Annotated in this window: 1 protein-coding gene; it reads right to left on the bottom strand. The window is 70.7% G+C overall.

Annotated elements, in window-relative coordinates:
- Nucleotides 1–479: 479 nt before the first annotated feature.
- The gene (locus CCN39_RS45605; protein ID WP_086853174.1) at nt 480–1,310 is read right to left on the bottom strand and encodes an HAD family hydrolase; all 831 of its coding nucleotides are present in this window, start codon (nt 1,308–1,310) and stop codon (nt 480–482) included.
- Between the last annotated feature and the right edge of the window lie 259 nt (nt 1,311–1,569).

The raw sequence follows: 1,569 nt of genomic DNA, 5'->3' as shown, positions 1-1,569 counted from the left end.
GTCCCCAGTCACGCGAGGTCCCCCGGCCCGAACGTCTCTCGCGCCCCGCCCGGCCGGCACCGACCCCCCAAATAGACGAGGCGGCGCCCGTGGCCGAAGCCACGGGCGCCGCCTGCAAGCGCGAACTTCTCGGGCGACCAAGCGTGCAACTCTGGTCGTACCTACATGGACTCGGCGTGTGGCGTCCCACTACGCAGTCCCTAGACGACGAGCCTCCCGCGGCGCGCTGCGCGTGGGTACCCGGAGTCCGCGCACGGAGGTTTGCCGGGGTGGAACAGGCTTCTCTTCTACCTGTTCCCTGGCCGACCGAACGTCCGCACCTACTTTCTACGCCGTGAGCCCGGTCACTTCAAGTGCGCGGACGGGTGCACCGGTACAGAGGCTGGATCGGGTGACATGGGCACCCTCCGCGACGGACAATTCGGGGCTGGGCCAAGCAAAGTGGAGGCCGTACGGCCGTGTGGGTGGCGGCTGTCCCGCTAGCGGGACCGACGGCGACGGCTGAGGCCGTACCAGGTCGCTCCGGCGGCCACCGCGCCGACACCGAGCGCCACCATCCCGGCCGATCGCGTCGGGATCCGGGTGCGCAGCGACATCGGCCGGTCGAAGGCCAGGATCGGCCAGCCGCGCTCGAGGGCCTCGCGCCGCAGGAGCTTGTCCGGGTTGACCGCGTGCGGGTGCCCGACGACCTCGAGCAGCGGGATGTCGGTGCTCGAGTCGGTGTAGGCGAAGCACTCGGCGAGGTCGTAACCGTGCGTCGCGGCGAGCTGCTTCGCGGCGACGGCCTTGTTGGCCCCGTAGCAGTAGAAGTCGACTTCGCCGGAGTAGCGGCCGTCGACGATCTGCATCCGCGTCGCGACGCTCCGGGTCGCGCCGAGCATCTCCGCCACCGGCGCGACGACCTCTTCGCCGGTCGCCGACAGCACGATCACGTCGTGCCCGTCCTCGCGGTGCCGCGCGATCAGCTCCGCCGCCTCCGCGTACACGAGCGGGTCGACGACGTCGTGCAGGGTTTCGCGGACGATCGCCGAAACCTGGGCGACGTCCCAGCCGGCGCACAGCGCGGAAACCTCGGCGCGCAGCCGTTCGGTTTTGTTCTCGTCGGCGCCCGCGAGCGAGAACACCAGCTGCGCGTATGCGCTTCGCAACGCGGCGCGACGGTTGATCAGCCCTTCTTTGAGGAGAGGCTTGCTGAACGCCAGCGCGCTCGACGAAGCGATGATCGTCTTGTCCAGGTCGAAGAACGCGGCCACCGCGTGCTCCGGGCCCGGCTTCCGGATGCGCGACGGCGCGCTGCTCGGTTCGGCCACCCGCCCAGGATAGGAGCTTGATCGGACCGCGTCCCGTTGATCCACCACCCGCGCGTCGCGCCGGGCGGAAAATCCATGACAGGCAGGCACTTCGGGCGCGCTGTGCCGTTATCGAACTGTGTGCCTCATCCGGCGCGCGAACCGGCGCCGGCCGGAGTTACAGTGAGGGAGCCCGGTGTCCAACCGGGCCGGTTCAGTCCGACCCCCCGGGGCTGAACCCACGGCGGCCCCCGTCCCTCCCCCCTGGCGGGGGCCGCCG

It is taken from the genome of Amycolatopsis kentuckyensis, assembly GCF_002155975.1.
Classification (GTDB): Bacteria; Actinomycetota; Actinomycetes; order Mycobacteriales; family Pseudonocardiaceae; genus Amycolatopsis; species Amycolatopsis kentuckyensis.
This window is presented reverse-complemented; position numbering and strand designations above follow the sequence as displayed.